Annotated in this window: 7 protein-coding genes; 6 read left to right on the forward strand and 1 reads right to left on the reverse strand. The window is 79.1% G+C overall.

Going from position 1 to position 3,208, the window contains the following annotated elements; translation table 11 throughout:
- The first annotated feature begins 154 nt into the window (after window positions 1-154).
- The 6 genes from GTR02_RS20800 to GTR02_RS20825 are packed head-to-tail and all read left to right on the forward strand — an operon-like array spanning window position 155 to window position 2,659.
- Window positions 155-616 (forward strand): Asp23/Gls24 family envelope stress response protein, encoded by a 462-nt coding sequence (locus GTR02_RS20800; RefSeq protein ID WP_338073961.1) that lies wholly within the window; start codon window positions 155-157, stop codon window positions 614-616.
- Window positions 613-924 (forward strand): Asp23/Gls24 family envelope stress response protein, encoded by a 312-nt coding sequence (locus GTR02_RS20805; RefSeq protein ID WP_166609383.1) that lies wholly within the window; start codon window positions 613-615, stop codon window positions 922-924. Before GTR02_RS20800 ends, GTR02_RS20805 begins: the two co-directional genes overlap by 4 nt.
- A gap of 38 nt (window positions 925-962) precedes the next feature.
- Window positions 963-1,142 (forward strand): DUF2273 domain-containing protein, encoded by a 180-nt coding sequence (locus GTR02_RS23525; protein WP_166609384.1) that lies wholly within the window; start codon window positions 963-965, stop codon window positions 1,140-1,142.
- Window positions 1,135-1,536, forward strand: a complete 402-nt coding sequence (locus tag GTR02_RS20815) for an Asp23/Gls24 family envelope stress response protein (RefSeq protein WP_166609385.1) — start codon at window positions 1,135-1,137, stop codon at window positions 1,534-1,536. The genes GTR02_RS23525 and GTR02_RS20815 overlap by 8 nt, the downstream gene beginning before the upstream one ends.
- Window positions 1,533-2,081 (forward strand): DUF6286 domain-containing protein, encoded by a 549-nt coding sequence (locus GTR02_RS24765; RefSeq protein ID WP_166609386.1) that lies wholly within the window; start codon window positions 1,533-1,535, stop codon window positions 2,079-2,081. Before GTR02_RS20815 ends, GTR02_RS24765 begins: the two co-directional genes overlap by 4 nt.
- 8 nt (window positions 2,082-2,089) lie before the next feature.
- Complete coding sequence (locus GTR02_RS20825) at window positions 2,090-2,659, forward strand: hypothetical protein (RefSeq protein WP_166609387.1); 570 nt, start codon at window positions 2,090-2,092, stop codon at window positions 2,657-2,659.
- A gap of 84 nt (window positions 2,660-2,743) precedes the next feature.
- On the opposite strand, the gene GTR02_RS20830 is transcribed toward GTR02_RS20825, so the two are convergent.
- Window positions 2,744-3,208, reverse strand: a 465-nt coding sequence (locus GTR02_RS20830; RefSeq protein ID WP_205709741.1) for a MarR family winged helix-turn-helix transcriptional regulator, incomplete at its 5' end; no start/stop codon positions are given.

Below are 3,208 nucleotides of genomic sequence, written 5' to 3' on the forward strand. Positions count from 1 at the left end.
CCCCCGGACCCACCGACCGCCTGTGGCGCAGGTCACGCCCGGGCGGCCGTGAGGATCGGGGCGCTCGCGACTCGTACCCGGTGACCGACCGCTGCGGCGGCCGGTCCCCCGCCGGGGAGCCCGGCGGGACGACTGAGTCCGAGGAGCAGCCCCCGTGTCCGAGAAGACCATCACCACGACCCCCGCCGCCCCGTCGGTGTCCGTGGCCTCCAGCCGGCTGTCGAGCGACCAGGGCACCACGTCCATCGCCGACACCGTCGTGAGCAAGATCGCCGGCATCGCGACGAAGGACGTCTCGGGCGTCTTCGCGGTGGGCGGCGGCGCCGCCCGCGCCGTCGGCGCGCTGCGCGAGCGCATCCCCGGCGGCCGCACCAACCACTCGCAGGGCGTCTCGGTGGAGGTCGGCGAGAGCCAGGCCGCCATCGACCTCGACATCATCGCCGAGTACGGCGTGGCCATCGACGACCTCGCGAGCGCCGTGCGGCGCAACGTCATCACCTCCGTCGAGCGCATGACCGGGCTGCAGGTCACCGAGGTGAACATCTCCGTCAACGACATCCACCTCCCCGAGGAGGACGTCGAGGAGGACACCGCCCGTCCCGCGCGCGTCCTGTGACACCCGCTGACCCGCGCGGCCCGGGGACGGCGGACGTCGACGAGCTCGCCTCGCTCGTCCTCGCCGTCCCCGGCGTCGCGAAGCTGCACCCCGGCCGCTTCGGCGAGGTCGCGACCTACCTGCCGGGGCGCCGGGTGACCGGCATCCGCAGCGGCCGCGACGCCGTCGAGGTCCACCTCGTCCTCGCCGCGGGCCACCCCGCGCAGGCCGTCGCGCAGGAGGTCCACGCCGTGGTCGCCGCCCGCGTGGACCTGCCCGTCCAGGTGCACGTCGAGGACGTCCTCGACGCGGCACCGCCGTCCGCCTGACCCCTTCCCCCCGCTCGTCCCTCGTCCCGGGAGTTCTCGTGTCACCTTCCACCGCAGGCCTCTTCGCCGGTCTGCTCCTGGCCCTCGTGGCCGCCGTCGGCGGCCTCGGCTGGTTCCTGCTGGCCCTGCTGCTGGGCGTCGTCGGCTACCTGGTCGGCGCCCAGCTCGAGGGCCGCGTCGACCTGGGCAGCCTGCTGCCCGGCCGCAGTCGTGGCTGACCCCGCGCTCGTCGAGGCGGGCCGGCGCGGCCGGCTGGAGATCGCCGACCGCGTCGTGCAGCGCATCGCGGAGGCCGCCGCCGCCCGCGTGGACGGCGTCGCCCCGCGCAGCACCTCCGACGGCAGCCTCACCGGCACGGTGACCACCGCGGTCGGCGGTGCCCTCGGTCGCGGCCTGCCCCGCGCGTCGTGCGTCGTGGCGGGCTCCCGCGTGCGCGTCGAGGTCGAGGTCGCGACGCTCTGGCCGCGGCCCGCGGCCGAGGTGGCGACCCGCGTCCGCGACGGCGTGGCCGAGCGCCTGGAGACCCTGGCCGGGGTGCGGGTGGACGCCGTCGCCGTCACCGTCGCCAAGGTCGTGCAGGGCGCCACGCCGCCGCGGGCGAGGGTCCGGTGAGCGCCGGCGCGCCGGGGCGTCCCACCCCGGCGCCCACGGGGGCCGGCCCGGTCGGCACCGTCGGGCCCCTGCTGGCCGTCCTGCTGGTGGTCCTGGGCGCGCTCCTGCTGCGCGAGGCGCTCGTCAGCGGCGGCGCCGTCGGCGGGTCGCCGTGGCTGCCGCCCGCGGCCGACGCCCTGGACGGCGCGGCGCCGGGGGCGGTCGCGATCGCCGTCGGCGCGGTGGCGGCCCTGCTCGGCCTCTGGCTCGTCGTGGTGGCCCTGCGCCGCCGCACGCGCCGCACCCTGGCCGTCGGCTCCGGCGCCTACCTCGGCGTCCGCGACGTCGCCCGCCTCGCGGCGGGAGCGGCGCGCGACGTCGACGGGGTGCTCGACGCCTCGGCCGACGCGACCCGCCGCCGCGTCGTCGTGCGGGGCCGGGCGACCTCGCTGGACGGCGTCGAGGAACCGGTGCGCGCCGCCGTCGCGCACCAGCTGTCCGCCCTGACCAGGCCGCCCGCGATCGTCGTGCGGCTGCGCTCCGAGGACGAGGGAGGCACCCGGTGAGGCGCTCCGTGCTGCGACTGGACCGCGTGGTCGCCCTGCTGCTGGGGCTCGTGCTGCTGACCGGCGGCGTCGCCGCCGCCCTGTGGGGCGCCCGGCGCCTGCCGGCGGGCGTGCCCGCCCCGGACGCCGTCTCGACGGGGGCGCTCGGGACCGCCTTCGGCGCCTCGTGGTGGCCCGTGGCGGCGGGGGCGGGCGGGGCCGTGCTCGTCCTGCTGGGCCTGTGGTGGCTCGTGAGCCACCTGCCGGAGCGGGCCGGGGGCACGGTCGCGCTGAGCGGCAGCGCCCCGGGGCGCCGGCTGCAGCTCGACCTCGACTCCCCCGTCGCGGTCGCGGCGGACGTGCTGTCCGCCACGGCCGGGGTGCGCTCGGCGCGCGGGGCCCTGTCCCGCGGCACGCGCGGCGGCCGCGTCGTGACCCTGCGTGCCCTCGTCGAGCCGACCGCGGACATCCCCGCGGTCGTGGCGGCCGCCGAGGGCGTCTGCGAGGACCTGCTGCGCGTCATCGGCCGCAGCGACGTCCAGGCGCGGGTGCAGGTGGCCGTCGCCCGCCGGGCGCGACAGCTCTCGCGCGTGTCCTGACCGGCGGCCCCCGCACGAGGCCGCACGACGCCGTCCGCCCCCGCCGGGGTGGGCGGCGTCGTCACGTCCGGGGACGCCGCCGCCTCACGTCGTGCCGGCCGGTCCCGGCGCGCTCGCGTCGAGGCCCGCGTCGACGCGCTGCAGCAACGCCCTCAGGGCCGCCCGCTCGCCCGGCTCGAGCACCGCGAAGGCCGTGGCCGCCGACGCCCGCGAGCGCCGGCGCAGCTCGGCGTGCACGTCGGTGCCGGCCTCGGTCAGCCGCAGCCGCCACGACCGGCGGTTGCCCGGGTCCTGCTCGCGGCGCAGCAGGCCGGCCTCCTCCAGGGGGTCGACGAGGTCGGTCACCGAGCGGGGGGCGATGTGCAGGCGCTCGGCGAGCTGGCCCATGCGCGGCGGCTCCTCGCTGTGCGCCACGACGCGCAGCACGCGGCCCTGGGCGGGCGTGATCCCGAGGTCGTCCAGGTCCGCCCCGGCCCGCCGGCGCAGCCGCCACTGCAGCGACCGCAGGAGCTCGGCGAGCTCGGTCGCGTCGGCGTCGGGGGGCGGGGC

This window comes from Kineococcus siccus (assembly GCF_009906795.1).
Lineage (GTDB): Bacteria > Actinomycetota > Actinomycetes > Actinomycetales > Kineococcaceae > Kineococcus > Kineococcus siccus.